Raw genomic sequence first — 21,710 nt, 5'->3', positions numbered from 1 at the left:
GCAGGCTCGGGGCGAGCCTCCGGACGGGGCCGTCCCGGCTCCCGGCGGGCCCCCGCAGCGGGGCCGAAGGGCCTGGGCTGGCTCGGGCGGCGCGTCGAGGTGACCGTCGGCCCGGTGGCGCACGGCGGGCACTGCGTGGCCCGGCACGAGGGCCGGGTGGTCTTCGTGCGGCACGCGCTGCCCGGGGAGCGCGTGGTCGTCGAGGTGACCGAGGACCGGCAGAAGGGCTTCTGCCGCGGCGACGCGGTCGAGGTGCTGGAGGCGGCCCCGGAGCGGGTGGAGCGTCCGTGCCCGTACAGCGGCCCCGGGCTGTGCGGTGGCTGCGACTGGCAGCACGTCAGCCACGCCGGCCAGCTCGGGCTCAAGGCCGACGTCGTCCGTGAGCAGCTGTCCCGGCTCGCCGGGCTCGACGTCGACGTCACCGTCGAGGCGCTGCCCGGCGGGCCGCTGCGCTGGCGGTCGCGGGCCCGGTTCGCCGTCGACCGCACCGGTTCGCCCGGGTTGCGCCGGCACCGCTCGCACGACGTCGTCCCGCTCGACGACTGCCCGATCACCGCCGAGCCGGCCGCCCAGGCGGTGCTGGCCCGGCGCTGGCTGGACGCCGGCGCCGGCGCCGTCGACGTCGCCGTCGACTCGGCCGGCGTGGTGACCACGACGACGCTGGACCGCCGCGGCCGGCCGCTGGACACCCAGGTGCTGCGGCCCGGGGCCGAGGTGCCCGAGGAGCCGGCCGGGCGGGCGCAGCGGACCGCCGGTGGCCGGGACTGGGAGGTCGAGGGCACCGGCTTCTGGCAGGTGCACCCGGCCGCCGCCGACGCCCTGGTGGACGCCGTCCTGGGCTTCGCCGCGGTACAGCCGGGGGAGACGGTGCTGGACCTCTACGCCGGCGCCGGCCTGTTCGGCGGTGCGCTGGCGCCCGGGGTCGGTGCCGCGGGGCGGGTGGTCTGCGTCGAGTCCGACGCGGCGGCCTGCGCCGCTGCCGACGTGAACCTCGCCGACCTGCCGCAGGCCGAGGTGTGGCAGGGCGACGTGGACGCCCCGGGTCTCACCGAGCTGCTCGGCGACCTCGGCCGCCCCGACGTCGTCGTGCTCGACCCTCCCCGGGCTGGGGCCGGTGAGGACGTCAGCCGGGTGCTCGCCGGCTCCGGTGCCCGTGCCGTGGTCTACGTCGCCTGTGACCCGGCGTCCCTGGCCCGCGACGTCGCCGCGTTCGCCGGCGTCGGCTACCGACTGGCCGAGCTACGGGCCTTCGACTGCTTCCCGATGACCGCCCACGTGGAGTGCGTCGCCCTGCTGGTCCGGGCGTAGCAGGGCGCGGGGAGGCTCAGAGCGGGCTGCGGCTGGTGTCCTCGCGCGGCAGGACCCACCGGTCATCGGCCTTGCGGATGAGGAAGTCGGCGAGCAGGAACGCCTCGTGGACGGCCTCGGTGAGCAGGTCGCGGACGTTGCGGTAGGTGGTCACGTCAGGGCCTCCAGTACTGCCGAGTGCGTGCGGGTCAGGCGTCCCCGGGTCGGCCGGTCGGTCGATCCCTGTGTCCTGGGTCACGGTGGTCATCGGCGGGTGCGAGCGTCATCCGTACTCCGGCCGGGTCCGCCCTCACTCGAGGGTGGTGGCTGGCCCGGGCCTGCGCGTCGGCCCGGCGGTCAGGTCGCCCTGCCTACGCTGGGACCGTGGCTGATCCGACGGGTGGCGAACGGCTGGTCGACTGGGCGCGCTCGACGTACACCTGGCTGCTTCTGCGCCCGGTGAGCCGCGGGTTTTGGATCGTGGCAGCGGTCTTCCTGGTCGGGACCGCCGTCGCCAACGCGGCCGACGGCAACTGGGTGTCGGCGGTGTTCGGCGTCCTGCTCGCCGGGGTCGCCGGCTCGCGGCTGTGGGCCCTGTGCGGAACCGGCGAGGACCGGCCGCCGTCGGGTCAGGCGCGCACGGCCAGCAGGTAGGCCTGGCGGCTCTTCTCGTGCGGGGGCTCCGGCTCGCGGAGCACCCGAGTCCGCACGATGCACCCCGCGGTGGTGAGCTGCTCCTCGACCCGGTCGGGGTCCAGTCGCCAGCCGTGCAGCGAGATGTCGTGCCCGTAGCCCTGCCGGTGGTGCACGGGATCGTCGTCGCCCGCCTGGAACGCGACCAGCAGCGGCGCGCCCGGTCGCAGCACCCGGGCCACCTCGGCGAACACGGCGGGCAGCTGGGCCGGCGGGGTGTGGATCACCGAGTACCAGGCGACGGCGCCGGCCAGGCTGCCGTCCGGCAGGTCCAGCGCCGTCATCGAGCCGACGTCGAACCGCAGCTGCGGGTGGCTCCGCCGGGCCACGGCGATCATGCCGGGGGAGAGGTCGACGCCGAAGGCCTCCACCCCCAGGCCGGCGAGGTGGGCGGTGATCCGGCCCGGTCCGCAGCCGAGGTCGCCCACCGGCCCGCCGCCGCCGGCGTGCACCAGCTCGGCGAACAGCCCGAGCACGGCCCGGTCGACCGGGCGGGCGGCGAGCTCGTCCCGCAGCAGGTCGGCGTAGTCGACGGCGACCGTGTCGTAGGCGGCACGGGTCTCGCCCAGGTGGTCGGTGGCGTCGCCCGGCTCGGTCACGCCGGGGACCGTACGACGCGGCCCCGACAGGTCACTGCGGAGCCCGAGGCACCTCTGGGGCGCGCGATCATGGAGCCGCGGTGGCGACCCGCCGAGGAGGGCCGGCGAGCCGCCCCGCCGGCTCCATGATCGCGCGGGTGGGATCCGTCGCGCACCGGGTCCGGCAGGTCACGCTTCGAACACACGTGCGATCCGCGGTCGAGGTCGCCGCGGCGTCCGCGCACACTGACCGGGTGGACGTCGCACTGCCACCGGGCTGGCCGGACGAGGTCTGGCCGCCCGGCGCCCCGGACTGGGAGCGGACCGCGGTCAGCTGGCTGTTCGACCTCGTGCCGCCGGACTACCGGGCGCACGAGGTGCTCCGGCGCTACCCGGTGCTGCTGGCCCGGTTCGCCGGTGACCACGTCGCCGCGGGGCTCGAGGCGGCGCGGGCCGGCTGGCGCACCGTGCGGGTGGAGCTCGCCGACCAGCTGCCGCCGGAGGCGATGGAGGCGGCGATCAGCGCCTACGAGCGGGAGGGTGCCCGGCTCACCCGGGCCGCGCGCGGGGTCGAGGTGGTCGCCGGGGCGTTGCGGGGCGAGCGCTGGGTGCCCCGGCTCTGAGTCCGTCGCCCACAGGGCAGGTCGCCGGTTCGCCGTTACAGTGGGGTTTCACCGGTTGCGCCCCACCGGACGCCGCCGACGTCGAGAGGACCCTGCCCCGTCGTGTCGTTGCTCAGCTCGTTGACCGGGCCCGCCGACCTCCGGGCGCTGCGCCCCGACCAGCTGCCGGTCCTGGCCGGCGAGATCCGTGATGCGCTCGTGGCCGCGGTCGCCAAGACCGGTGGGCACCTGGGCCCGAACCTCGGTGCGGTCGAGCTGACCATCGCCGTCCACCGGGTCTTCGAGTCCCCGCGCGAGCCGATCATCTTCGACACCGGGCACCAGGCCTACGTGCACAAGCTGCTCACCGGCCGGCTCGACGGCTTCGCCCAGCTCCGCCAGCGGGACGGGCTGTCCGGCTACCCCAGCCGGGCCGAGAGCGAGCACGACTGGGTGGAGAACAGCCACGCCTCGACGTCGCTGTCCTACGCCGACGGGCTGGCCAAGGCCTTCGCCGTCCGCGGCGACGTCCGCCCCGTGGTGGCGGTGATCGGCGACGGTGCGCTCACCGGCGGGATGGCCTGGGAGGCGCTGAACAACATCGCCGCCGCGCAGGACCGCCCCGTCGTCATCGTGGTCAACGACAACGGCCGCTCGTACTCCCCGACGATCGGTGGGGTGGCCGACGCGCTCGCCACCCTGCGGTTGCGCCCGGGGTACGAGGAGGCGCTGGCCGCCGTCCGGCAGGCCCTGCACCGCGCACCCGTCGTCGGCACCAAGCTCTACGACGCGCTGCACGCGATCAAGAAGGGGCTCAAGGACGTCCTGGCCCCGCAGGGCATGTTCGAGGACCTCGGCATGAAGTACGTCGGCCCGGTCGACGGCCACGACGTGGAGATGATGGAGTCGGCGCTGCGCCGGGCCCGGTCCTTCGGCGGGCCGGTCATCGTGCACGCCGTCACGACCAAGGGCTTCGGCTACCCGCCGGCGGAGACCGACACCATCGACGCCTGGCACTCCACCGGCGTCTTCGAGCCCGACAGCGGGCTCTCCTCGGCCGCCAAGGGCCCGGAGTGGACGGACGTCTTCGCCGACGAGCTGGTGCGGATCGGCACCGAGCGCTCCGACGTCGTGGCGATCACCGCGGCGATGCTGCACCCCACCGGTCTCGCGCCGTTCGCGGAGCGCTTCCCGGAGCGCACCTACGACGTCGGCATCGCCGAGCAGCACGCGCTGACCTCGGCCGCCGGGCTCGCGATGGGCGGCCTGCACCCCGTCGTCGCGATCTACTCGACCTTCCTGAACCGCGCCTTCGACCAGCTGCTGATGGACGTCGCGCTGCACGGCCAGCCGGTCACCCTGGTGCTCGACCGGGCCGGCGTCACCGGCTCCGACGGCGCCTCGCACAACGGCATGTGGGACATGTCGATCTGCTCGATCGTCCCGGGGCTGCAGCTGGCGGCGCCGCGGGACGAGGCGACGATGCGCGAGGCGCTCCGCGAGTCGGTGCAGGTCTCCGACGGGCCCACCGTCATCCGCTTCCCGAAGGGCGCGCTGCCGCCGGAGGTGCCGGCGCTCGAGCGGCGCGGCCGGGTCGACGTGCTGCGCCGGGGTGTGACCCCCGAGGTGCTGCTGGTCGCCGTCGGCTCGCTGGTGCCGATGTGCCTGGCGGTCGCCGAGCGCGCCGCCGACCACGGCATCGAGGTCACCGTCGTCGACCCGCGCTGGGTGATGCCGGTCGCCGACGAGCTGGTCACGCTGGCCGCCGAGCACCGGCTGGTGGTCACCGTCGAGGACGGCGGCCGGGCCGGCGGCGTGGGCACCCTGCTGTCCCAGGCGCTGCAGGACGCCGACTGCGACGTGCCGGTGCGCACGCTGGGCCTGCCGCAGCAGTTCTTCGAGCACGGCAGCCGCGGTCAGGTGCTCGCCGACGTCGGCCTCACCGAGCAGGACGTCGCCCGGCGGATCGTCGAGTGGGCCGCCCGGGTCGCCGACCGTGCCGCCGCGTCGACCGAGCCGCAGCCCGAGGGCGCCGAGGGGCAGCAGCAGTGAGTGGTCAGGTCATCGCCGAGATCCAGGTCGCGCCGTCGCCGCCCGGCACCCCGGACGACCCGCACGCCCACGTCGAGGCGGCGATCCGGGTGATCCAGGCCTCCGGGCTGCGCGCCGAGGTCGGGGCGCTGGGCACGACGCTGGAGGGCGACGCCGACACGGTCTGGGCGACGCTGCGGGCCGCGCACGAGGCGATGCTGGCCGCCGGCGCGAACGCCGGGATCTCGCACGTCAAGATCGCCTCGGTGGACCGCACGATGGACAGCCTCACCCACAAGTTCCGCTGACCACCTCCTGCGGCGGCACGCCCAGGATCAGGTGACCTGATCGTGTGGGCACCTACCGCGCGGTCTGCCACCGGGTAGGTGCCCCTGGGACCAGGTGACCTGATCCCAGGGGGTCCGACCTCAGGCGGGGAGCGAGGCCACTCCCCGGGGGAGGAAGCGCTGCCCGGTGACGGCCTCCGACACCCCGGCGCGGTCGAGGTAGGCGGAGATGCCGCCCAGCCAGAACGGCCACCCGGCGCCCAGCAGCATCGCCAGGTCCACGTCCTGCACGGCCTGGACGACGCCCTCGTCGAGCATCAGCCGGATCTCCTCGGCCAGCGCCCGCTCCGCTCGGGCGCGCAGCTCGTCGGCGGTGAGCGGGGAGTCACCGGCGTCGATCCCGGCCAGCTCCGGGTCGATGACGCCCGGCTCGGAGAAGACCGACGTCTTGCCCAGCTCGACCATCCGGCGCAGCCCCTCGCCGACGCCGAAACGGTCGGGGAACGCCTCGTGCATCCGTTCGGCCACGTGCAGCGCGACCGGGGGGCCGACCAGCGTGAGCAGCTCGAACGGCGTCATCGGCAGGCCCAGCGACTCCAGCGCCGTCTCGGCGACCGCCACCGGGGTGCCGGCGTCCACGGCCGCGGTGACCTCGCCGAGGAACCGGGTGAGCAGCCGGTTGACCACGAACGCCGGGGCGTCGGCGACCAGCACGCAGGACTTGCCCAGCTGCTTGCCGACGGCGAACGCGGTGGCCAGCGTGGCGTCGTCGGTCCGCCCGGCCCGCACCACCTCCAGCAGCGGCAGGACGGCGACCGGGTTGAAGAAGTGCAGGCCCACGACCCGCTCCGGGTGCTGCAGCCCGGCGGCCATCTCGGTCACCGACAGTGCGGAGGTGTTGGTGGCCAGCACGCAGTCGGGCCGCACCACCGCCTCCACCTCGGCGAAGACCTGCTGCTTGACCGACAGCTCCTCGAACACCGCCTCGATCACCAGGTCGGCGTCGGCGAAGGCGCCCTTGTCCAGCGAGCCGGTGACCAGGCCGCGGAGCCGGTTCAGCGCGTCGGGGGACAGCCGTCCCCGGCCGGCCAGCTTCTCCAGCTCGGCGTGCACGTAGCCGACGCCCTTGTCGACGCGCGCCCGGTCGACGTCGGTGAGGACGACGGGCACCTCGAGCCGGCGCACGAACAGCAGCGCCAGCTGGGAGGCCATCAGCCCGGCACCGACGACGCCGACCTTCGTCACCTTCCGGGCCAGCTTCCGGTCCGGTGCACCCGCGGGGCGCTTGGCCCGCTTGTTGACCAGGTCGAAGGCGTACAGGCCGGCCCGCAGCTCCTCGCTCATCAGCAGGTCGGTGAGCGCGTCGTCCTCGGCCGCCGTCCCGGCCGTGAAGCCGGCGTCGCCGGCCCGGGCCAGGTCGAGCAGCTCCACCGCACGCAGCGCGCCGGGGGAGGCGTTGCGGGTGCGGGCGGCGACGAGCTGCCGGGCCCGGGCGATCGCGTCGTCCCAGGCCGACCGGTCCACCGCGGGACGGCGGACGGCGATCTCCCCGGCGAGCACGCCGGCCGCCCACTCCAGCGAGCGCTCCAGGAAGTCGGCCGGCTCGAACACCGCGTCGGCGATGCCCAGCTTCCCGGCCTTCGGCGCCGGGGTGACCTTGTTCTGCGCCAGCGCGTTCTCCACGATCACGGTGACCGCGGCGTCGATGCCGACGAGCTCCGGCAGCAGCTGGGTGCCGCCCCAACCGGGCACCAGGCCGAGGAAGACCTCGGGGAAGGCGACGACGGCGGTGCTGGCGATCGTCCGGTGGTGGCAGTGCAGCGCCAGCTCCAGGCTGCCGCCCATCGCCGCGCCGTTGACGAACGCGAACGTCGGGACAGCCGAGTCCTTGAGCCGGCGGAACACCCGGTGCCCGGTCTCGGCGATCTCCCGGGCGTCGGCGGCCGAGGCGATCGACGGGACGCCGGAGAGGTCGGCGCCGACGGCGAAGACGAACGGCTTGCCGGTGACGGCGATGGCCGCCGGGGCGGGGGAGTGGGACTCGATCTCGTCCAGTGCGGCGTCCAGCGAGGCGAGCCCGCCGGGGCCGAACGTGGAGGGCCGGGTGTGGTCGTGCCCGTTGTCCAGGGTGATCAGCGCCAGCTCACCGGCCAGCCCGGGCACCCGCAGGTACCGCACCTTCGCGGCGGTGACGACCTCGTCGGTGAACACGGCGCTCATGCCGCAGCCCCTTCCCAGTTCGGGTTCTCCCAGATCACGGTGCCGCCCATGCCGATGCCGATGCACATGGCGGTGAGGCCGTAGCGGACGTCGGGCCGCTCGGCGAACTGCCGGGACAGCTGGGTCATCAGCCGCACGCCGGAGGAGGCCAGCGGGTGGCCCACGGCGATCGCGCCGCCCCACGGGTTGACCCGCGCGTCGTCGTCGGCGATGCCGAAGTGGTCCAGGAACGCCAGCACCTGGACGGCGAAGGCCTCGTTGAGCTCGAACAGCCCGATGTCGGTGATGGACAGCCCGGTCCGGGCCAGCGCCTTCTCCGTCGACGGGATCGGCCCCACGCCCATCACCTCGGGCTCCACGCCGGCGAAGCCGAAGCCGACCAGCCGCATGCCGACGTCCAGCCCCAGCTCCTCGGCGACCTCCTCGGCGGCGAGCAGGCAGCCGGTCGCGCCGTCGTTCAACCCGGCCGCGTTGCCGGCGGTGACGTGACCGTGCGGGCGGAACGGCGTCTTCAGCGCCGACAGCCCCTCCAGCGTGGTGTTCGGCCGCGGCGGTTCGTCGACCGTGGCCAGCCCCCAGCCGGCCTCGGCCGAGCGGGTCGCCACCGGCACCAGCTCGGGGCCGATCCGTCCGGCGGCCACCGCCGCGGCGTACTTCTGCTGGCTGGCCAGCGCGAAGGCGTCGGCCCGCTCCTTGGTCAGGTGCGGGAACCGGTCGTGCAGGTTCTCCGCGGTCGAGCCCATCACCAGCGCGGAGCCGTCGACGATCTCCTCGCTGACGAACCGCGGGTTCGGGTCGACGCCCTCACCCATCGGGTGGTGCCCCATGTGCTCGACGCCGCCGGCGATCGCGACGTCGTAGGCGCCGAAGGCGATGCCGCTGGCCGTCGTCGTCACGGCGGTCATCGCGCCGGCGCACATCCGGTCGATGGCGTAGCCGGGCACGCTCTTCGGCAGCCCGGCCAGCAGCGCGGCGGTGCGGCCGATGGTCAGGCCCTGGTCGCCGATCTGGGTGGTGGCGGCGATGGCCACCTCGTCGACCCGCTCGGCCGGCAGCGACGGGTTGCGCCGCAGCAGCTCGCGGATGCAGCGCACGACGAGGTCGTCGGCGCGGGTCTCGGCGTAGATCCCCGCGGGACCGGCCTTGCCGAACGGGGTGCGCACGCCGTCGACGAAGACGACCTCGCGCAGTTGGCGTGGCAACCGCTCTCCAGATGACACAGGACCTCCGCGATGCGCTCGGTGCCGCCCCGAACAGGACGACGGGCCGAAGTTACCCGCTGGTAACTGCAAGCTCCACACCCACGGGGGTGACCGGCCCGTCTCGGATCACGGTCCGGACACGGTGCCGGGATGTGCTTGCGGTCACACCTGGGTCGGTCGAAGATCACTTCCGGAAATCTCCCGGATCCAACGACGGAACGGCAGGTCGAACATGGCGCGACAGCGCACTCTGATGACTGCTCTCGCAGCCTCACTCGTCTTCTCGATGGCCGCCTGCGGCAGCGACGACGACGGCGGTGGCGGCGGCGGTGGTGGCGGTGAGGCCGCCGGCAAGGTGGGGGTGATCCTCCCCGACACCGCGTCCTCGGCCCGCTGGGAGAGCGCGGACCGCCCGCTGCTGGAGGCCGCCTTCGAGGAGGCCGGTGTCGAGCACGACATCCAGAACGCCCAGGGTGACGCCCAGCGGATGGCGACGATCGCCGAGCAGATGATCACCGGCGGGGTGACCGTCCTCGCGATCACCAACCTCGACTCCGCCTCCGGCGCGGCCATCCAGCGGCAGGCCGAGCAGCAGGGCGTGCAGACGATCGACTACGACCGGCTCACCCTCGGCGGGGAGTCCGACTACTACGTCTCCTTCGACAACACCGAGGTCGGCCGCCTGCAGGGCGAGGGCCTGGCCCAGTGCCTCGGCGACGAGCCGGCGAACATCGCGTTCCTCAACGGCTCGCCGGACGACAACAACGCCACGCTGTTCTCCGAGGGTGCCCACGAGGTGCTCGACCCGATGAGCCAGTACACGGTGGTCGCCGAGCAGTCCGTGCCCGAGTGGGACAACCAGCAGGCCGCGACGATCTTCGAGCAGATGTACACCCAGGCCGGTGGTGACATCCAGGGCGTCCTGGCCGCCAACGACGGGCTGGCCAACGCGGTCATCTCCATCCTCGCCCGCAACAACGTCGCCGGCACCGTGCCCGTGACCGGACAGGACGCGACCACCGAGGGCCTGCAGAACATCCTGGCCGGCAACCAGTGCATGACCGTCTACAAGCCGATCCAGGACGAGGCCAACGCGCTCGCCGAGCTCGCGGTCGCCCTGGTCAACGGCGAGACCCCCGAGGTCGAGGGTGAAGTGGAGGACGTCGAGGGCGACCGCACCGTCCCTGCCGTGCTGCTGGACCCGGTCTCGGTCTTCCGGGACAACGTCCAGGAGGTCGTCGACGACGGCTACGTCGACGCCGCCGACCTGTGCACCGGTGAGTACGCCGCCGCCTGCACCGAGCTCGGCATCCAGTAGTCCACCTGCCGGCAGGGGCGCCCTCCCCGGGGGGCGCCCCTGCCGGCCTGTCCAGCCGAGAAGGGACCCACGTGTCCGCTCCAGAGCGCGATCACGGCACCACGGCCGTCGGCCGGCCCACCCTCGAACTGCGCGGGGTGGACAAGAGCTTCGGCGCCGTCCAGGTGCTGCACGACGTCCACCTCACCGTCTACCCCGGGAAGGTCACCGCACTGGTCGGTGACAACGGAGCGGGCAAGAGCACGCTGATCAAGGGCATCGCCGGGATCCACCCGTTCGACTCGGGCGAGGTCGAGTTCGAGGGGGAGCGGGTCACGCTGCACAGCCCGCGGGACGCCGCCCGGCTCGGCATCGAGGTCGTCTACCAGGACCTCGCGCTGGCCGACAACCTCGACGTCGTCCAGAACATGTTCCTGGGCCGGGAGCGCAAGCGCGGGATCCTGCTCGACGAGCAGTCCATGGAAGAGGCCGCGCGGGACACCCTGGGCAAGCTGTCGGTCCGCACGCTGAAGTCCGTCCGGCAGCTGGTGTCCAGCCTCTCCGGTGGCCAGCGGCAGACCGTCGCCATCGCCAAGGCGGTGCTCTGGGAGTCCAAGCTCGTCATCCTCGACGAGCCGACCGCCGCACTGGGGGTCGCCCAGACCCGCCAGGTGCTGGACCTGGTCCGCCGGCTGGCCGACGCCGGCCACGCCGTCGTCTTCATCACGCACAACATGGTCGACGTGTTCGAGGTCGCCGACCGGGTGGCCGCGCTCTACCTGGGCCGGGTGGCCGCCGACGTCCCGATCGACCAGGTCGACCGCACCCAGGTCATCGAGCTCATCACCTCCGGCCGGTCCGGTGACCTGGGCCTCTCGGCCGAAGACCTCGAGGACTGAGAGGACGTCATGTCGAGCAACACACTCACCGCCGCCGAGGCGAGCGGTCCGCAGAAGCCCGCGGCGGGCTTCGAGGGCGACCGGCAGGACAACACCCTGGGAGGTGCCGTCCGGGGCTACCTGGACAAGCTGCGCGGCGGCGACCTGGGGGCGCTCCCGGCGGTCCTGGGCATCATCACCCTCGGCATCCTCTTCACGGTGCTGCGGCCGGGCACCTTCCTGACCCCGCTGAACCTGGCCAACCTCGCCGTGCAGGCCACCCCGATCATCGTGCTCGCGATGGGGCTGGTCTTCGTCCTGCTGCTGGGCGAGATCGACCTGTCCGCCGGCGTGGTCAGCGGGGTCTGCTCGGCGGTGCTGGCGCAGCTGCTGGTGCAGGGCGGGTTCGGCTGGCCGGTCGCCGTGCTCGCCGCGATCGTCACCGGTGCGGTGATCGGGGTGTTCACCGGCAGCCTGGTCGGCATGGTCGGCATCCCGTCGTTCGTGGTGACCCTGGCGCTGTTCCTCGGCTGGCAGGGCGTGACCCTCCGGCTGATCGGCCAGGGCGGCACCGTGCCCGTGCGGGAGCCGGTGATCCGGGCACTGGCCAACGAGAACCTGCCGCTGGCGGTCGGCTGGGCGCTGGCCGTGCTGGTGGCGGTCGGCTACGCCGTGACCGAGCTCTGGCGCTGGCGGGCCAAGCGGGCCCGCGACCTGGCCCACCAGCCGCTGGTGCTGGTCGTCCTCCGCGTGGTGCTCATGGCCGTGGTGGTGCTGGGCGTGACCGCGATCCTCAGTCAGGACCGGGCGCTGTCGGCGGCGGTCGACCTGGCCGGCATCCCGTACGCCATCCCGCTGGTCATCCTGTTGCTGCTGGTGGTCACCTTCGTGCTGTCCCGCACCAGCTTCGGCCGGCACATGTACGCGGTCGGCGGCAACGCCGAGGCGGCCCGCCGGGCGGGCATCAACGTGACCCGGATCCGGGTGATGGCGTTCGTCATCTCCTCCAGCCTGGCGGCGATCAGCGGCATCCTCGCCACCTCCCGGCTGAGCTCGGTGACGCCGGACGCCGGTGCGGGCAACACACTGCTGTACGCGGTCGGTGCCGCGGTCATCGGTGGCACCAGCCTGTTCGGCGGGCGCGGGCGGGCCCGCGACGCGCTGCTCGGTGGCCTGGTCATCGCGATCATCGCCAACGGGCTGGGGCTGCTCGGCGTGGCCGCGTACCTGAACTTCGTCATCACCGGCGGGGTGCTGCTGCTGGCGGCCTCCGTCGACGCGCTGGCCCGGCGGCGGGCGGCCACGGCGCGCTGACGCAGGGACGACGACGGCGGCCCACGGCCCGGGCGCAGTGCTGCACCCGGGCCGTGGGCCGCCGTCGTCCTGCCGGGCCGGGGATCAGCCGGCGATCGCCTCGGTGAGCAGGTCGCGGGTCAGCTCGACCTGCCACTCGCGCGCGCCACCGGCGCGCAGCGCCTCCGCCACGGCGGCCGCGTCGGCCGGCCGGGGTGGTGCCCACATCAGCCGTCGGACCAGGTCGGGGGAGAGCACGTTCTCCACCGGCACCGACCACTGCTCCGACACCTGCGCCAGGGCGGCCCGGGCGGCCTTGAGCCGGGCTGCGGCATCGGGGTCGCGGTCGGCCCAGCGGCTCACCGGCGGCGGCCCGTCACCGGGGCGGCTGTGCAGCGGCAGCTGGTCCTCCGGCAGCTCCCGGGCCCGGGCCAGGGCACCGAACCAGGTGGTCACCAGCTTCCGGTTCGCCCGGCCGCGGAACACCGGGAGCTCCAGCAGCGCGCCCTCGCTCTTCGGGTCGGCCTGCACGGCCGAGACGATGGCGGCATCGGGCAGCACGCGGCCGGGGGCGATGTCGCGTCGCCGGGCCAGCTCGTCGCGGGCCTGCCACAGCGCCCGCACCATGCCCAGCTGGCGCCGGCTGCGCAGGCCGTGCATCCCGGACGTCTTCCGCCACGGGTCGACCTTGGGTGCCGGGGGGCCGGCGGTGAGGATCGCGGCGAACTCCTGCCGGGCCCACTCGGTCTTGCCCTGCTCCGCCAGGATCTCCGCCAGGGCGTCCCGCAGCTCGACCAGGACCTCGACGTCCAGCGCCGCGTAGACCAGCCAGTCCGCCGGCAGCGGGCGGGTGCTCCAGTCGGCCGCGGAGTGCCCCTTCTGCAGCGAGAGGCCCAGCAGCGACTCGACGACGGCGCCCAGCCCCACCCGGGGCAGCCCGGCCAGCCGGGCGGCGAGCTCGGTGTCGAACAGCCGGGTGGGCAGCAGGCCCAGCTCGGCCAGGCAGGGCAGGTCCTGGTTGGCCGCGTGCAGCACCCACTCCGCGTCACCGATCGCGTCCTGCACCGCGGTCAGGTCCGGCAGCGGCACCGGGTCGACCAGGCCGGTGCCGGCGCCGGCCCGGCGCAGCTGCACCAGGTAGGCGCTCTGGCCGTAGCGGTAGCCCGAGGCCCGCTCGGCGTCCACGGCGACCGGGCCGCTGCCGGCGGCCAGCGCGTCGGCGTAGGCGACCAGCGCGGTGGAGGTCTCGATGACGGGCGGCAGCCCGTCCCGCGGGACGAGCAGCGGGGTCGCGGGCGGGCCCTCGTCGACGGCGGGCTCCACCGCCGGGTCGGTGGGCAGCTCGGCGACGGGGTCGGTGCTCACTGGAGGACCCCCGAGCGGAGGCTCCGGGGCACCGGGTGCGCCCGGTAGCCGGTGCCCGCGCGCGGGCGGTGCGCCAGGTGGCTCTTCACGGTCAGTGCGGACAGGTCCACCTTCTCGCCGATCTCCTCGTTCGTGTGGCCGCCGGCGACGAGCCGCAGGGCGTCCCGTTCCCGGGCGGACAACTCCCCGACAGCTTCCTCCACCCCGGTGCGGGCGGCGCCGGCGAGCGGGCGGGCGAGGACGCCGTCGGACCACTGCTGGCCCTGGGGCATCGGCCCTCCCGTGGTCGGACCGGACCGAGGACGCGGGTGATCAGCAGCTGACCACCCGGCGAACGGCCCGGCGTGTCCGCGCACTCAGCGACGTCTGATCACGCCGAGTGCAGTACGGGCCGGAGTCTAGGCGTCGTCGGTCGGGGCCTGCTCGATCGCGGCGATCAGCCGGATGCCGGGCGGGGGCAGGCCGGCGGCCGTGCCCAGCACCTCGAGGAAGGCGGTGAGGTGCCGGTCCAGGTCGGTGCCCTCCGCGGTCCAGGAGGCGCGGATCTCCACGTCGACCGAGTGCTCCGGGGCGGCGATGGAACCGAAACGGGTGGAGGCGGTGCGGGTGACCGTGCCACCGACGGAGTGGTGCGCGGCCCCGGACTCGGCCAGCGCGTCGATCAGCCAGCTCCAGGCGACCTCGGAGAACATGCTGTCGTCGACCATGTCGGAGTCGGTGCTGGCCGAGACGTAGCCGACGCAGCGGGTGGTGCCCTGCCAGGCCTCGTGCCCCTCCGGGTCGAACAGCAGGATGAACCGGCCGCTGGCCAGCTCCTCCTCCTCGTCCTCGGGGTGGCCGACCCGCAGGCCGATGGCGTGGGACCAGGGGGCGAGTCGCTGCGGCGCCGGGATGTGCTCGACGACGACCTCCGGGCGCGGGCGCACGGTCGCCAGGGCATCCAGGGCGGCCTGGAACGCAGCCGGTCGCTCCGGCGGCGGGGCGCCGTCGTCGAGGCGCTTGCGCTGCTGGGCCACCTGGGCAGGGTAGGTCGCCCGTCACCGCAGCGGAGGCCCCGACGCGCCGCCCCGCCCGGCCGACGCACAGCCGTGACCTCGTGCCGTGATCTCAAGTCCGTGCGCGGCCCGGTGGAGGGGCGGAGCCGACCCCGCTGACGTCTGGGAGGATCGGCGTCCGTGGGAACAGCAGCAGGACCGGCCGCCGACTCCGATCTCGTCCGAGCGACCAGAGGCCTCCCGGTGTCGCGCACACCGGTCTGGTTCATGCGCCAGGCGGGGCGGTCGCTGCCCGAGTACCGCGCGCTGCGGGAGGGCACCGCGATGCTCGAGGCCTGCCAGGACCCCGACCTGGTCGCCGAGATCACCATGCAGCCGGTCCGCCGGCACGGCGTCGACGCGGCCATCCTCTTCTCCGACATCGTGCTGCCCCTGGTGGTGGCCGGGGTCGACATCGAGATCAAGCCGGGCGTCGGGCCCGTGATCGCGTCCCCGCTGCGCACCGTCGCCGACGTCGACGCCCTGCCGCCGCTGGAGCCCGACCGGCTGGACTTCCTCGCCACCGCCGTCCAGCGGCTGGTGGCCGAGCTCGGTGCCACACCGCTGATCGGCTTCGCCGGGGCGCCCTTCACCCTCGCGACCTACCTGATCGAGGGCGGGCCCTCCAAGGAGCACGCCCGCACCAAGGCGTTCATGTACGCCGAGCCGGCGGCCTGGCAGCGGCTGCTGGAGCGGCTCGCGGTCAGCGCCGCGACGTTCCTGCGGGTGCAGGTCGACGCCGGGGCCAGCGCGGTGCAGCTCTTCGACTCCTGGGCCGGGGTGCTGTCGGCAGCCGACTACGCCGGCCGGGTGCTGCCGCACTCGCGTGCCGTCTTCGACGGGCTGGCCCGCCCGGAGGTGCCGAAGGTGCACTTCGGCGTGGGCACGGGGGAGCTGCTGCCGCTGATCGGGGACGCCGGTGCCGACGTCGTCGGTGTCGACTGGCGGGTCCCGCTGGACGAGGCCGCCCGCCGCGTCGGTCCGGGGTACTCGCTGCAGGGCAACCTCGACCCCGCCGTCCTGCTGGCCGACCGGGAGACCGTCGACCGCGAGGTGCGCCGCATCGTCGAGCAGGGCCGGGCCGCCCGCGGGCACGTGTTCAACCTGGGCCACGGCGTGCTGCCCGACACCGACCCCGGCGTGCTGACCCACGTCGTGGAGCTGGTGCACGAGCTCACCGCGAGATGAGCACTCCCCGGCTGGTCGTCGTGGGCGCCGGGATCACCGGGCTCACCGCGGCGTTCGAGTGGCACCGCGCCCACCCGGACGGCGAGGTCGTCGTCCTGGAGGCAGGAGGGCGGATCGGCGGCAAGCTGGACCGGGTGGACCTCGCCGGTCGCTGGTACGACACCGGGCCCGAGGCGGTGCTCGCCCGGGTGCCCGAGGCGGTCGAGCTGATCGAGCAGCTCGGCCTGGCCGACCAGCTGGTTCCGGCGCGGACCACCCAGGCCGCCATCGTGCTGCCCGAGGGCCGGTTCCCGCTCCCGGCCGGCACGCTGCAAGGGGTGCCGACGACCGCCGACGGGCTGGACGGCGTGCTCACCCCCACCGGCGTCGCTCGGCTCCGGGCCGAGGCCGAGCTGCCCCCGTTGCAGCTGGACGGCGACGTCTCCGTCGGTGGCCTGCTGCGGGAGCGGCTGGGCGACGAGGTGGTCGACCGGCTGGTCGAGCCGCTGCTCGGCGGCGTCTACGCCGGTCGCCCCGACGACCTCTCCCTCGCCGCGACCATGCCGGCGCTCGCTGCCGAGCTGCCGGCGGCCACGTCGCTGCTGGGCGCCGCCGTCGCCGCCCGGGACGCCGGGGCGCGCAGCCGCGGCGACGTCGACGGCCCGGTGTTCGTCACCGTCCGCGACGGGGTGGGTTCGCTGCCCGCGGCTCTGGTGCGCGCCTCGGGTGCCGCCGTCCGGTTGCACACCCGGGTGACGGCGCTGCGCCGCACCGCCGGCCGGTTCGAGCTGGACGTCGACGGCGGCGGGACGCTGACCGCGGACGCCGTCGTGCTGGCCACGCCGGCCGGCCCGACCGCGCGGCTGCTCGCCGACGTCGTCCCCGACGCGGTCGAGCCGCTGGAGGGGATCCCGTACGCGTCGATGGCCGTGGTCGCGATGGCGTTCCCCGACCAGCCGGTCACCGCCGGCTCGGGGCTGCTCGTGCCGCCGGTGACCGGCCGGCTGGTCAAGGGCGTCACCGTCTCCTCGTCGAAGTGGCCGCACCTGTCCGGGCCCGAGGGCGCGCCGGTGCTGCGGGTCCGCTCGTCGGTGGGTCGCTTCGGCGACGACGCCGCCCTGCAGTGGGACGACGCCGAGCTCACCGCCGCAGTGGTCGCCGACGTCGCCGAGCTCCTCGACCTCGAGCGGCCCGAACCGGTGCAGACCGAGCTGGTGCGCTGGGTCGACGGGCTGCCGCAGTACCTGGTCGGCCACCCGCAGCGCGTCGCGGCGATCCGCTCGGCGGTCGACGCCGTCCCCGGGCTGGCCGTGGCCGGGGCGGCCTACGGCGGGGTCGGGGTGCCCGCCTGCGTCCGCGACGCCCGCCGGGCGGTCCAGGCGCTGGGCTGAACGCCCCCGGACGCACCGGAGGCCGGCACCCCGGTCGGGGTGCCGGCCTCCGGTGGGAGTGCAGCGGGCTCAGTTCTGCGCTGCCTCGGCCTGCCACATCCAGTGGTGCTTCTCGAGGGCCCCGGTGATCTCGATGATCAGGTCCTGGGTGACCTCGTCGTCCTCGGTGGCCTCGATGCGGTCGCGCATCCGGGCCACGACCAGCGTGAAGACGTCGACGAAGTAGCGGATCGCGTCGTCGGCGTGCACCCACTCGACCGGCGGCTGGGGGATGCCGCTGGACTGCACCGTGGCGGCGCGGCCGTCGGGCAGCACGCCGATCGCGGCGGCCCGCTCGGCGGCGGTGTCCTGGTACTCGCGGGCGGTGTCGACGACGTCGTCCAGCTGCAGGTGGATGCTGCGGAAGTTGCGGCCCACCAGCGTCCAGTGCACCTGCTTGCCGACCAGGCTCAGGTCGATCAGGTCGACGACGGCACCCTGCAGCGCCTCGCCGGTGACCTTCTGGACGTCTTCGGACAACGGGCTCTGGATGACGGCCATGCTGTTCCTCCTACGGTCGGGAAGGTGTCCTCCGGTACAAGATCCGGATGGGGGGTGTTGTTCCCGGTCCCGGCGACCGCATGCACGCGTGTCCGGCCTCACGACCGGGGTGGACCGACGTCCCGCCTCGCACCGTCGGCCGGCGGTCCACAATGAGGACATGAGCGAGCAGACCGAAGAGCGCAGCATCGGCAAGCGGGCGAACGAGCTGAACGCCCTCATCCGCTACACGATGTGGTCGGTGTTCAAGCTGGCCCGGCCGCTCGAGGACGACCAGCGCAGCGCCGCCGCCGACGAGGTCACCGCGCTCTTCGACGAGCTGGCCGGCAAGGACGTCGTCGTCCGCGGCGTCTACGACGTCGCCGGCCTGCGGGCCGACGCCGACCTGATGGTCTGGTGGCACGCCGAGACCCCGGAGGCGCTGCAGGAGGCCTACGGCCGCTTCCGCCGCACCACCCTGGGTCGCCGGCTCGACCCCGTCTGGTCGCAGATGGCGCTGCACCGCCCGGCCGAGTTCAACCGCAGCCACGTGCCCGCCTTCCTCGCCGACGAGGAGCCGCGCCGCTACGTCTGCGTCTACCCGTTCGTGCGCTCCTACGAGTGGTACCTGCTGCCCGAGGAGGAGCGGCGGGACATGCTCAAGGAGCACGGCATGCAGGCCCGGCCGTACCCCGACGTGCGGGCCAACACCGTCTCCTCCTTCGGGCTCGGCGACTACGAGTGGATGCTCGCCTTCGAGGCCGACGAACTGCACCGCATCGTCGACCTCATGCGCGACCTGCGGGCCAGCCGCGCCCGCCGGCACGTGCGCGAGGAGGTGCCGTTCTACACCGGCACCCGCAAGGAGGTCGCGGAGCTCGTCGCCGACCTGCCGTGATGGTGCACATGGTCATCGCTCCGCGATGACACCGCAGCCAGGAGCCGTGCCCCAGTTGCGCTGAGCTGTTGCCTGCGTGGCTGTCGGGGACCCTCCGGGCCCCGCGACAGCCACGTAGAGCCGCTGGCCGCGGTTCCCGGCGGGACCCTCCGGGCCCGCGCCGGGTCCCGCGGGGTCGCTGGCGCGACAGAGCGGCGGGTCCGTACTCGTGCCCGACGACGCAGAAGGCCCGTCCCCGGTGGGGGACGGGCCTTCCGTGTGCTGTGAGGTCAGGCGTCGGGGGAGTCGAGCTTGATGCTCACGGAGTTGATGCAGTAGCGGTCGCCGGTGGGGGTCTGGGGGGCGTCGGCGAAGACGTGGCCGAGGTGGCTGTGGCAGCTGCCGCAGAGGACCTCGGTGCGGACCATGCCGAGCGCACGGTCCTCGCGGAGGACGACGTTGTCCTGCTCCGACGGCTCGTAGAACGAGGGCCAGCCGCAGTGCGAGTCGAACTTGGTCTCGGAGCGGAACAGCTCGGCGCCGCAGGCCCGGCAGGAGTACGTGCCGACCGCCTTGGTGTCGACGTACTCACCGGTCCACGGCCGCTCGGTGCCCGCCTGGCGGAGCACGGCGTACTCCTCCGGCGACAGCTGCGCGCGCCACTCCTCGTCGCTCTTGACGACCTGGGGCTGGTGGGCGGATGTGGTCATGGCCCCACGGTACGGCGGCTCCGCCAGCTGCGCCGGGCCCGTGCCGCCCGCTCGGCAGCGCTCGGACGTGCTGCCGGGACCTGCGGCTCAGCCTCGCGGCCACCAGCGGGCGAGCCGGGTGAGCTGGTCCTCGACCAGCGGGCGGAGCTGGATGCTCGTGCTCGCGGTGGCACCCGACGTCCCTCGGAGCAGCACTTCGTGCGCGCCGGCCTGGAGCACCATCGGCGCCCGCACGGTGAGGGAGACGCTGCCGTCCGGACCGGCCACCCCGGAACCGAGCTGTCCCCGCAGGCGAGCGGGCAGCTCGGCGGTGACCTTCTCCTCCGGCGCGAACCCCGTCCCGAGAACGGTCAGCTCCTCCTCCCGCAGCGGCTGCGGGTCGCTGACGCTCGCGGTCGGCCCGGCGTCGATCGAGAACGGGCCGGCGGCGGCGGTCGGGTGCAGGTCAGCGGCAGGGGAGGGCATGAGGTCACCGGGGTCGGTCGGCCCGTCGGCCGCGGCCACCGCCACGGTCGGCGGCCCGGCGTCGGCGGTCGGTGCCGCACCGGCGACCCCGAGGGTGGATGCCGCCAGGACCAGACCGAGGACGGGGCCGAGGACGCGGCCGCGGACGGCGCGGGACGTGCTGCGTCGGGACACGGGTCTCCTCGGACGGGCGGACGGAGAGTTCGCGTGCTGGGTGGCGGACCCCTCGATCCTGGCATCGCCCAGCGCAACGGTCGATCAACATCCGGTAACGAAGTTTGCCCGGCTAAGCAGCGATCGGGTGCCCCGTGATGTGCGCCCCGTGATGTCACGGGCAGGTGCTCGTACCGTGAGCCCGGCGCCGCGTCCGGTGGCGCCGCCGTCCGCCGAGAGGAACCATGAGCACCCCGCAGCCCCTGGCCGACACCTGGTTCACCCGCGATCTCCCCGTGCTCCGGGCGATCGCCCGGTTGATCGACGAGCCCCCGCACGGCAGCGCGCCCTACCTGGGGGCGGTCGTGCCGGCCAGCGGCCTGCCCAAGCCGCAGGTCGTCTCCGCGGCCAATGCCCTGGTCACCGCCGGCTACGCCGAGGCGCTCACCAACCACGCCGGGGAGATCGTCCGGTTCACCGCCGTCTCCGGTGAGGCCCGCCGGCTCACCGGGCTCTGGCCCACGCCGCAGAGCGAGTGGGACCGGCTCCTGGAGCAGGCGCGCGCTCGGGCCGCCGGAGCGATGACCGACGTCGAGCGGGAACGCTGGCGCGCGTTCGCCGACGCAGCAGCTGCCATCGGGCCCGACGACGGGGCGTTGCTGATGTCCGCCCTGATCGGCGGGTACGTGCCCCGGGCGCGCTGACCACCGGGGCCGGACGCGACAGTGCCCCCGCCCGATTGCTCGGGCGGGGGCACTGTCGGTGGTTCGAGAGGGCTGCGTTCAGCTCCTCGGTCTGGAGATCAGACCGGGTTGACGTTCGCCGCCTGCGGGCCCTTCTGGCCCTGCTCGATGTCGAACGAGATGCGCTGGCCCTCATCGAGCGAGCGGTACCCGCTGGTCTGGATGGCCGAGTAGTGGACGAAGACGTCCGGGCCGCCGCCGTCCGGGGTGGCGAAGCCAAACCCCTTCTCTGCGTTGAACCACTTCACTGTTCCTTCGGGCATTGCTCGCTCCTAGCTGAGGTCGTGCGTCGGGGTCCTGCCAATGCGCAGGGCCTTCCCGACGTGTACGACCCTAGCGGGTTCTGGCGATCTGTGGGAGGTCAGGGGGACAAAGATCCCCGGCGAGCCGATCCGGGCCGTGGCGCGGCGGGTCAGAGCAGGCGTCCGGAGGTGTCCCGGGCGGCGTCCTCGGACCACGCCTGGCGGGCGTAGGCATTCGGCGCGTAGCTGTCTCGAGCGGCGCCGGCCCGGGGCCGCGCACTCCCCGTCGGGCGGGGTGGGGCCGCGGTCAGCGCCCGGGGCCCCGGCCGCCAGGCCTGCACGGTGAGCGGCTCCGGGGTCGCCCACTCCTCGAGTGCCAGCCGGGCCCGCTCCTGCGCGATCGCCCGCAGATGGCGGCGCCAGCGGTGTCCGGCGAGGTCGATCCCGACGAGCACGGCGACGAGGACGGCGACGGTGAGGAAGGCGTTGGTCAGCGCGCTGGCCACGTCCAGGGTCGTGAGCTCGGGCCAGCTGACCTGCTCCAGCTGGTACCCGACGACCTCGATGACGACGTACAGCACGCCGTACACCAGGAACGCGACCCGCATGACCCCGCTCCTGTCGCCTGTCTGACCGTTGGACCGAACGCTTCCTCAACGACAGGAACCGCCCCTCG

The 21,710-nt window shown here is 74.2% G+C and carries 24 protein-coding genes; 12 read left to right on the top strand and 12 right to left on the bottom strand.

Annotated features, from left to right (window positions below):
• The first annotated feature begins 99 nt into the window (after positions 1–99).
• Positions 100–1,308 carry a class I SAM-dependent RNA methyltransferase gene (locus O2V61_RS20035; protein WP_442929185.1) on the top strand — a complete coding sequence of 403 codons (1,209 nt, stop codon included), beginning with the start codon at positions 100–102 and terminating at the stop codon, positions 1,306–1,308.
• 16 nt (positions 1,309–1,324) lie between these two features.
• Here O2V61_RS20035 and O2V61_RS20030 read toward each other — a convergent pair whose 3' ends face one another.
• Positions 1,325–1,462: a hypothetical protein gene (locus tag O2V61_RS20030; RefSeq protein ID WP_269165195.1), complete on the bottom strand. Its 138-nt coding sequence runs from the start codon at positions 1,460–1,462 to the stop codon at positions 1,325–1,327.
• Between the two features lie 209 nt (positions 1,463–1,671).
• Between O2V61_RS20030 and O2V61_RS20025 the strand changes: the two genes are divergently transcribed.
• Positions 1,672–1,941, top strand: coding sequence for a hypothetical protein (locus O2V61_RS20025; protein ID WP_269185024.1), 270 nt, complete (start codon positions 1,672–1,674; stop codon positions 1,939–1,941).
• Here the strand turns inward: O2V61_RS20025 and O2V61_RS20020 are convergent.
• Positions 1,917–2,579, bottom strand: coding sequence for a class I SAM-dependent methyltransferase (locus O2V61_RS20020; RefSeq protein ID WP_269185023.1), 663 nt, complete (start codon positions 2,577–2,579; stop codon positions 1,917–1,919). The two genes, O2V61_RS20025 and O2V61_RS20020, sit on opposite strands and share 25 nt — an antisense overlap.
• Before the next feature lie 233 nt (positions 2,580–2,812).
• On the opposite strand from O2V61_RS20020, the gene O2V61_RS20015 reads away from it, so the two are divergent.
• From O2V61_RS20015 to O2V61_RS20005, 3 genes are all read left to right on the top strand, one after another.
• Positions 2,813–3,181 carry a hypothetical protein gene (locus O2V61_RS20015; protein WP_269160465.1) on the top strand — a complete coding sequence of 123 codons (369 nt, stop codon included), beginning with the start codon at positions 2,813–2,815 and terminating at the stop codon, positions 3,179–3,181.
• Between the two features lie 102 nt (positions 3,182–3,283).
• Positions 3,284–5,212 carry a 1-deoxy-D-xylulose-5-phosphate synthase gene (dxs, locus tag O2V61_RS20010; protein ID WP_269185022.1) on the top strand — a complete coding sequence of 643 codons (1,929 nt, stop codon included), beginning with the start codon at positions 3,284–3,286 and terminating at the stop codon, positions 5,210–5,212.
• Positions 5,209–5,499, top strand: coding sequence for a thiamine-binding protein (locus tag O2V61_RS20005; protein ID WP_269185021.1), 291 nt, complete (start codon positions 5,209–5,211; stop codon positions 5,497–5,499). The genes dxs and O2V61_RS20005 overlap by 4 nt, the downstream gene beginning before the upstream one ends.
• A 120-nt stretch (positions 5,500–5,619) precedes the next feature.
• On the opposite strand, the gene O2V61_RS20000 is transcribed toward O2V61_RS20005, so the two are convergent.
• Positions 5,620–7,698, bottom strand: a complete 2,079-nt coding sequence (locus O2V61_RS20000) for a 3-hydroxyacyl-CoA dehydrogenase NAD-binding domain-containing protein (RefSeq protein ID WP_269185020.1) — start codon at positions 7,696–7,698, stop codon at positions 5,620–5,622.
• Positions 7,695–8,900 carry a thiolase family protein gene (locus tag O2V61_RS19995; RefSeq protein WP_269185019.1) on the bottom strand — a complete coding sequence of 402 codons (1,206 nt, stop codon included), beginning with the start codon at positions 8,898–8,900 and terminating at the stop codon, positions 7,695–7,697. The genes O2V61_RS20000 and O2V61_RS19995 overlap by 4 nt, the downstream gene beginning before the upstream one ends.
• A 253-nt stretch (positions 8,901–9,153) precedes the next feature.
• On the opposite strand from O2V61_RS19995, the gene O2V61_RS19990 reads away from it, so the two are divergent.
• The 3 genes from O2V61_RS19990 (at position 9,154) to O2V61_RS19980 (ending at position 12,389) form a co-directional block, all read left to right on the top strand.
• Positions 9,154–10,218, top strand: coding sequence for a sugar ABC transporter substrate-binding protein (locus O2V61_RS19990; protein WP_269185018.1), 1,065 nt, complete (start codon positions 9,154–9,156; stop codon positions 10,216–10,218).
• 71 nt (positions 10,219–10,289) lie between these two features.
• Positions 10,290–11,096, top strand: coding sequence for an ATP-binding cassette domain-containing protein (locus O2V61_RS19985; RefSeq protein WP_269185017.1), 807 nt, complete (start codon positions 10,290–10,292; stop codon positions 11,094–11,096).
• A 9-nt stretch (positions 11,097–11,105) separates the two neighbouring features.
• A complete protein-coding gene (locus O2V61_RS19980) occupies positions 11,106–12,389 on the top strand; it encodes a sugar ABC transporter permease (RefSeq protein ID WP_269185016.1) in 1,284 nt (427 codons plus the stop codon).
• 84 nt (positions 12,390–12,473) lie between these two features.
• Here the strand turns inward: O2V61_RS19980 and O2V61_RS19975 are convergent, their stop codons facing one another.
• From O2V61_RS19975 to O2V61_RS19965, 3 genes are all read right to left on the bottom strand, one after another.
• Entirely contained in the window at positions 12,474–13,733 is a 1,260-nt protein-coding gene (locus O2V61_RS19975) for a ribonuclease D (RefSeq protein ID WP_269185015.1), read from the bottom strand.
• Positions 13,730–14,005: a response regulator transcription factor gene (locus O2V61_RS19970; protein WP_269185014.1), complete on the bottom strand. Its 276-nt coding sequence runs from the start codon at positions 14,003–14,005 to the stop codon at positions 13,730–13,732. Before O2V61_RS19970 ends, O2V61_RS19975 begins: the two co-directional genes overlap by 4 nt.
• Before the next feature lie 126 nt (positions 14,006–14,131).
• The gene (locus tag O2V61_RS19965) at positions 14,132–14,749 is read right to left on the bottom strand and encodes a DUF3000 domain-containing protein (protein ID WP_269185013.1); all 618 of its coding nucleotides are present in this window, start codon (positions 14,747–14,749) and stop codon (positions 14,132–14,134) included.
• A 159-nt stretch (positions 14,750–14,908) separates the two neighbouring features.
• Between O2V61_RS19965 and hemE the strand changes: the two genes are divergently transcribed.
• Both hemE and hemG read left to right on the top strand, forming a co-directional pair.
• Positions 14,909–15,955: a uroporphyrinogen decarboxylase gene (hemE, locus tag O2V61_RS19960; RefSeq protein ID WP_269185012.1), complete on the top strand. Its 1,047-nt coding sequence runs from the start codon at positions 14,909–14,911 to the stop codon at positions 15,953–15,955.
• On the top strand, positions 15,952–17,325 hold the full coding sequence (gene hemG / locus O2V61_RS19955) for a protoporphyrinogen oxidase (protein ID WP_269185011.1): 1,374 nt from the start codon (positions 15,952–15,954) through the stop codon (positions 17,323–17,325). The genes hemE and hemG overlap by 4 nt, the downstream gene beginning before the upstream one ends.
• A gap of 69 nt (positions 17,326–17,394) precedes the next feature.
• Here hemG and O2V61_RS19950 read toward each other — a convergent pair whose 3' ends face one another.
• The gene (locus tag O2V61_RS19950) at positions 17,395–17,865 is read right to left on the bottom strand and encodes a Dps family protein (RefSeq protein ID WP_269185010.1); all 471 of its coding nucleotides are present in this window, start codon (positions 17,863–17,865) and stop codon (positions 17,395–17,397) included.
• Positions 17,866–18,025: 160 nt separating this feature from the next.
• On the opposite strand from O2V61_RS19950, the gene hemQ reads away from it, so the two are divergent.
• Positions 18,026–18,742, top strand: coding sequence for a hydrogen peroxide-dependent heme synthase (gene hemQ / locus O2V61_RS19945; RefSeq protein ID WP_269185009.1), 717 nt, complete (start codon positions 18,026–18,028; stop codon positions 18,740–18,742).
• A gap of 269 nt (positions 18,743–19,011) precedes the next feature.
• Here the strand turns inward: hemQ and msrB are convergent, their stop codons facing one another.
• Both msrB and O2V61_RS19935 read right to left on the bottom strand, forming a co-directional pair.
• Positions 19,012–19,431 carry a peptide-methionine (R)-S-oxide reductase MsrB gene (gene msrB, locus O2V61_RS19940; protein WP_269173847.1) on the bottom strand — a complete coding sequence of 140 codons (420 nt, stop codon included), beginning with the start codon at positions 19,429–19,431 and terminating at the stop codon, positions 19,012–19,014.
• An 87-nt stretch (positions 19,432–19,518) separates the two neighbouring features.
• Positions 19,519–20,070 (bottom strand): hypothetical protein, encoded by a 552-nt coding sequence (locus O2V61_RS19935; RefSeq protein WP_269185008.1) that lies wholly within the window; start codon positions 20,068–20,070, stop codon positions 19,519–19,521.
• A gap of 224 nt (positions 20,071–20,294) precedes the next feature.
• Here O2V61_RS19935 and O2V61_RS19930 point away from each other — a divergent pair, with 224 nt between their 5' ends.
• Positions 20,295–20,753 (top strand): hypothetical protein, encoded by a 459-nt coding sequence (locus O2V61_RS19930; RefSeq protein ID WP_269185007.1) that lies wholly within the window; start codon positions 20,295–20,297, stop codon positions 20,751–20,753.
• 98 nt (positions 20,754–20,851) lie between these two features.
• On the opposite strand, the gene O2V61_RS19925 is transcribed toward O2V61_RS19930, so the two are convergent.
• Both O2V61_RS19925 and O2V61_RS19920 read right to left on the bottom strand, forming a co-directional pair.
• Positions 20,852–21,055, bottom strand: coding sequence for a cold-shock protein (locus tag O2V61_RS19925; RefSeq protein WP_014741881.1), 204 nt, complete (start codon positions 21,053–21,055; stop codon positions 20,852–20,854).
• 149 nt (positions 21,056–21,204) lie between these two features.
• Positions 21,205–21,642: a hypothetical protein gene (locus O2V61_RS19920; protein ID WP_269185006.1), complete on the bottom strand. Its 438-nt coding sequence runs from the start codon at positions 21,640–21,642 to the stop codon at positions 21,205–21,207.
• Between the last annotated feature and the right edge of the window lie 68 nt (positions 21,643–21,710).

This window comes from Modestobacter sp. VKM Ac-2985, assembly GCF_026967925.1.
Lineage (GTDB): Bacteria > Actinomycetota > Actinomycetes > Mycobacteriales > Geodermatophilaceae > Modestobacter.
Note: the sequence above shows the minus strand (reverse complement) of the source record. Positions and strands in the feature narration are given on the sequence as shown.

Coding starts and splice junctions, on each gene's coding strand:
- O2V61_RS19950 (WP_269185010.1), bottom strand. CDS start 17,865: ATGGCCGTCATCCAGAGCCCGTTGTCCGAAGACGTCCAGAAGGTCACC.
- O2V61_RS19930 (WP_269185007.1), top strand. CDS start 20,295: ATGAGCACCCCGCAGCCCCTGGCCGACACCTGGTTCACCCGCGATCTC.
- hemQ (WP_269185009.1), top strand. CDS start 18,026: ATGAGCGAGCAGACCGAAGAGCGCAGCATCGGCAAGCGGGCGAACGAG.
- O2V61_RS19970 (WP_269185014.1), bottom strand. CDS start 14,005: ATGCCCCAGGGCCAGCAGTGGTCCGACGGCGTCCTCGCCCGCCCGCTC.
- hemG (WP_269185011.1), top strand. CDS start 15,952: ATGAGCACTCCCCGGCTGGTCGTCGTGGGCGCCGGGATCACCGGGCTC.
- O2V61_RS19990 (WP_269185018.1), top strand. CDS start 9,154: ATGACTGCTCTCGCAGCCTCACTCGTCTTCTCGATGGCCGCCTGCGGC.
- O2V61_RS19980 (WP_269185016.1), top strand. CDS start 11,106: ATGTCGAGCAACACACTCACCGCCGCCGAGGCGAGCGGTCCGCAGAAG.
- msrB (WP_269173847.1), bottom strand. CDS start 19,431: ATGACCACATCCGCCCACCAGCCCCAGGTCGTCAAGAGCGACGAGGAG.
- O2V61_RS19920 (WP_269185006.1), bottom strand. CDS start 21,642: ATGCGGGTCGCGTTCCTGGTGTACGGCGTGCTGTACGTCGTCATCGAG.
- O2V61_RS20000 (WP_269185020.1), bottom strand. CDS start 7,698: ATGAGCGCCGTGTTCACCGACGAGGTCGTCACCGCCGCGAAGGTGCGG.
- O2V61_RS19925 (WP_014741881.1), bottom strand. CDS start 21,055: ATGCCCGAAGGAACAGTGAAGTGGTTCAACGCAGAGAAGGGGTTTGGC.